4 protein-coding genes are annotated in these 4,259 nt (G+C 69.5%); 2 read left to right on the plus strand and 2 right to left on the minus strand.

Annotation, left to right across the window (positions count from 1 at the left end):
- On the minus strand, positions 1-264 hold the full coding sequence (locus tag D7Y11_RS41755) for a phosphopantetheine-binding protein (protein ID WP_120581074.1): 264 nt from the start codon (positions 262-264) through the stop codon (positions 1-3).
- Positions 265-283: 19 nt separating this feature from the next.
- Positions 284-1,870: an AMP-binding protein gene (locus D7Y11_RS41760; RefSeq protein WP_233607577.1), complete on the minus strand. Its 1,587-nt coding sequence runs from the start codon at positions 1,868-1,870 to the stop codon at positions 284-286.
- A gap of 280 nt (positions 1,871-2,150) precedes the next feature.
- Here D7Y11_RS41760 and D7Y11_RS41765 point away from each other — a divergent pair, with 280 nt between their 5' ends.
- Complete coding sequence (locus D7Y11_RS41765; protein ID WP_126936445.1) at positions 2,151-3,098, plus strand: 1-deoxy-D-xylulose-5-phosphate synthase N-terminal domain-containing protein; 948 nt, start codon at positions 2,151-2,153, stop codon at positions 3,096-3,098.
- Complete coding sequence (locus tag D7Y11_RS41770; RefSeq protein ID WP_126936446.1) at positions 3,095-4,132, plus strand: transketolase family protein; 1,038 nt, start codon at positions 3,095-3,097, stop codon at positions 4,130-4,132. The genes D7Y11_RS41765 and D7Y11_RS41770 overlap by 4 nt, the downstream gene beginning before the upstream one ends.
- Positions 4,133-4,259: the final 127 nt, after the last annotated feature.

Consider the following 4,259-nt stretch of genomic DNA (forward strand, 5'->3'; position numbering starts at 1 on the left):
TCAAGCGGACTGCTCCTGGCGCAGTTCGTCGCACAGCGTGGCCACGGCCCGGAGCGTGTTGAACAGCTCCGCCATGGACACCTCCACGCCCAATTCGCTCTCGATGCGGTTGGACAGGACCGTGGCCATCAGGGAGTTGCCGCCAATCTCCAGGAAGTGGTCCTCCGGGCGCACGACCTCCACGCCCAGCAACTCCTTCCACCACGCCGCGAGCTTCGCTTCCGTGTCCGTGGGACTGGTGGCTTCTTCAGGGCTCGGGTTCATGGCCGTTCCTCCCGCCCGCTCACGCGGGCTTCAGCCTGTCGCGCAGCAGATACTTGCGCACCTTGCCGGTGGCCGTCTTGGGCATCTCGTCGATGAGGTCCAGGCGGTCCGGCCAGTACTGGTTGGACATGCCCTGCTGCTTGAGATGGTCGCGCAGCTCGTTGAGCGTGGGCGGGGCCTCTCCCTCGCGCACCACGACGACGGCGCACACCCGTTCGCCGCCAATCTTGTCGTCTGAGTGCGCGACGACCGCGACCTCCTTCACCTTCGGGTGCGAGTACAGCGCGGACTCCACCTCCACCACGGGGATCTTGTACCCGTACCGGAAGATGACGTCCTTCAGCCGCCCCACGATGCGGATGCCGCCGCGCCCGTCGTCGCGCGCCAGGTCGCCCGTGTCGAACCAGCCCTCCGCGTCCGTCGCCGCGGCGTACACGTCGTCGCGCTTGAAGTAGGTGAGGCACTGGCTGGCGCCTCGCACAATCAGCCGCCCCGTCCCATCCGGATACGGAGTGCCGTCCTCCGCGAGCGCCGGGACGATCTTCGTCTCCATCCACGCCACCGCGCGCCCGTCGCTCTGGCTGGGCCAGTCCGGCGCATCTTCATGCCGGGTGATGGTGACCGCGCCGTTCTCCGTCATGCCCCACAGCGTGTGCAGCCGCACACCGAACACCTCGCGCACCGCCGCGATGAGGTGCGGCGGCACCGGGATGGAGCCCGTGGCCAGCTGCCGCAGCGAGGAGGTGTTCCGCTGGCGCTTTCGCTGCAACGCGATGAGGTTCATCAGGTACGTGGGAATGCCGTACGTGAACGTGACGCCGTGCTCCTCGAAGAGCTTGAGCGTCAGCTCCGGGTCGCCCACGTCCATGTAGATTGCCGTGGCCCCCAGGAGCATGGGCATCAGGTACGAATACGTGAACCCCGTGGACGCCGTCAGCAGCGACGGCAGCGCCACCACGTCCGTTCCGTCGATGCCCAGCGTGTCGCACAGCGCGCGCGTGATGCCGTAGTTCGTGTTGTGCGAGTGCACCACGCCCTTCGGCTCACCCGTGGTGCCGGACGTATAGAGGATGTTGCACACGTCGTCCGCGGCCGCCGGGGCCACTCCCTCCAGAGACGCTTCCTTCTCCCACTCGCGCTCGATGAAGTGGCGCTCGAAGTCCCGCTCGCCCGCTTGGAGGTCGGTGTTGCTGCCCAGCAGCACCCGGTGGCGCAGCGACGGCAGCACCCCCGCGATGTCGCGCGCCATGTCCCGGTGTGAGTGCCCCGTCCACGACGTGGGCCCCACGTACACGGAGGCCTCCGTGCGCCCCAGGATGAACTCCACCTCGCGCCGCCGGTAGTCCGGCGGAATGGGAGCGATGACCGCTCCCAGCCGCGCGCACGCCAGCGCCAGCGCCGTGAAGTGCCACCCGTTGGGCAGCTGCACCGCGACGATGTCCTCGCGCCCCACGCCCAGCTCGCGCAGGCCCAGCGCGAACCGGTCCATGTATCGCGCCAGCTCCGCGTACGTCAGCCGCGTGATGTCCTTGGAAAAGTACCGTGCGGCGATGATCGCGGTCTTGTCCGGGTGCGCCTGGACGCAGCGACGCAGATCGTCAACCACCGTGGTGTCACGCCACCAACCCTTTCGGCGGTACTCCGAACCCTTCTCCAATGCCGCTGCGTTATGGAAACGCTGCCCCATGCGAAGGTCTCCTCCGAGTGACGCGAAACCGGGGAATGCCGGGCCTTCCGCGCGTGTAACACCGCGAGATTACCGGGCAAGACGGTTTTTTCTTGTAGGTCTATATCTTGAGAAAATCCGCGTTGACGGCGCATGATGCGATTTCCTAGGGTGTCTCACAACAGCCGGATTCCGGGGCTGTAACAGCGACGCTACGGGCATGACTTTCTCGGCGAATCCAACGACCCCCGGGCTGTCGCGCGACGCGCGGACGCCAGATGAACCCACGGCCTCCGGTGGCCCGGTGGTGCCTGCCCGCACCAGTGACGGGGCTGCGGGCGCCGCGTCGGATGCGGGGCTGGCGTTGCTGCCCCGGCGGGCCCTGCGGATCCGGCGGACCATCGTGCGGCTGGCGGCGACGCCGTCGGGCTGTCACCTGGGCGGCTCGCTGTCGATGGTGGAGATTCTGGTGGCGCTGCTGGGCCGGGTGATGCGCGTGGATCCGCGCGCGCCGAAGTCACCGGAGCGCGACCACCTCATCCTGTCCAAGGGGCACGCTGCGGCGGGGCTCTACGCGGCGCTGGCGGAGTTCGGCTTCGTGGACGTGGAGACGCTGGTGCGCGAGTACAACGCGGACGGCAGCATCTTCACCGGTCACGTGAACGCGGCGGTGCCGGGCGTGGAGTTCGCCACCGGCAGCCTGGGCCATGGGCTGGGGTTGGGTGTGGGGCTGACGCTCGGGCATGTGCTGCGCGGGGAACCCAACCGCACCTTCGTCGTCTGCGGCGACGGAGAGATGGGCGAGGGCTCCAACTGGGAAGCGCTCCAGGTGGCGTCGCACCGCAAGCTCACCGGCCTCACGCTGATCATCGACCGCAACGGCGGACAGAACGACGGCCCCACCGAAGCCATCCTGTCGCAGGAGGCGTTGGTGCAGAGGCTGGACGCGTTCGGCTTCCAGTCGCTGGAGGTGGACGGGCACGACCTGCCCGCATTGGTGGCCGCGCTGGAGGCGCCCGTCGTGGGCGGACGTCCGCGCGCCATCGTCGCGCGGACGCGCAAGGGCGCGGGTGTGCCGATGCTCAAGGGCAAGGGGCCGCACTACGCGGTGTTCTCGCCGGAGCACCTGCGCCGGGCGCTCGCGTCGCTGGGGGAGGACGGCCAGTGAGCGCGTCGATCGAGTCGACGGTGGACCTGGCCCGGGCGCCGGAGGCGTGGCTCGCCGCGCACCCGGAGCTGTCCAGCCGGCTGGTGTTCCGGCACGCGGCGGCGCGCTTCGCGGAGGAGGACGCGCGCGTCGTCTTCCTGGAGGCGGACCTGGGCGGCGGAGGCGATCCGTTCGAGGCGCGCCACCCCCAGCGCTACTTCAACCTGGGCATCTGCGAGGCCACCATGCTGGACATGGCGTGTGGCCTGGCGCACGGCGGACACACCGTCATCGCGCACAGCTTCGCGGCGTTCGGCGTGATGCGCGCGTGCGAGCAGGTGCGGCTGAACCTGGCCTATGCGCGCGCCAACGTGAAGCTGGTGTGCGACTACGGCGGCGTGGCGGGCGCCTTCTTTGGCCCCACGCACCACGCCATCGAAGACCTGGCCGTGCTGCGCGCGATGCCCAACCTCACCGTGGTGTCGCCCGCGGACGGCCTGGAGACGGTGCACGCCACGCGCGCGATGCTCCAGCACGACGGACCGGTGTACCTGCGGCTGGGCCGCAACCGCGTCACCCGGCTGGACATCCCGCGCCCGCCGTTCAAACTGGGCCGCGCAGCGCTCCTGCGCGAGGGCGACGACGTGGGGTTGCTCGCGCACGGTGAGGTGGGCGTGTCCGTGGCGCTGGATGCCGCGAAGCTCCTGGATGCACAAGGTGTCTCCGCGCGCGTGCTCAACGTGCACACGCTGAAGCCGCTGGACGAGGAGGCGGTGCGCGAGACGGCGGCGCGCACGCGGCTCCTGGTGACCGTGGAGGAGCACAACGTGCTGGGCGGACTGGGCAGCGCGGTGTGCGAAACGGTGTGCTCGCTGGACCTGCAGCGGCGCGTGCTGCGCGTGGGCTTGCAGGACCGGTACGACTCGCGCGCCGGTTCGCACGAGGCCCTGCTCAAGGGGCATGGGCTGGAGGGCGGGCAGGTGGCCGAGCGCATCCTGGGAGTGCTCCCAAGAACCCCGGTGTTTGCCGTGGAATCCGCAACGAGGAGGGACTGACATGCAGGTCCAGAACCCGAACCCGATGACGCAGTCCGTGCCGCCGGAGCAGTGCCCGCTGTGCGCGCAGCCGGTGCCGGGCGGCAACCGGATGGTGGGCGAGGTGCTCTCCTGTGGCGGCTGTTCC

It is taken from the genome of Corallococcus sp. AB018 (assembly GCF_003986945.1).
GTDB classification, from domain to species: domain Bacteria; phylum Myxococcota; class Myxococcia; order Myxococcales; family Myxococcaceae; genus Corallococcus; species Corallococcus exiguus.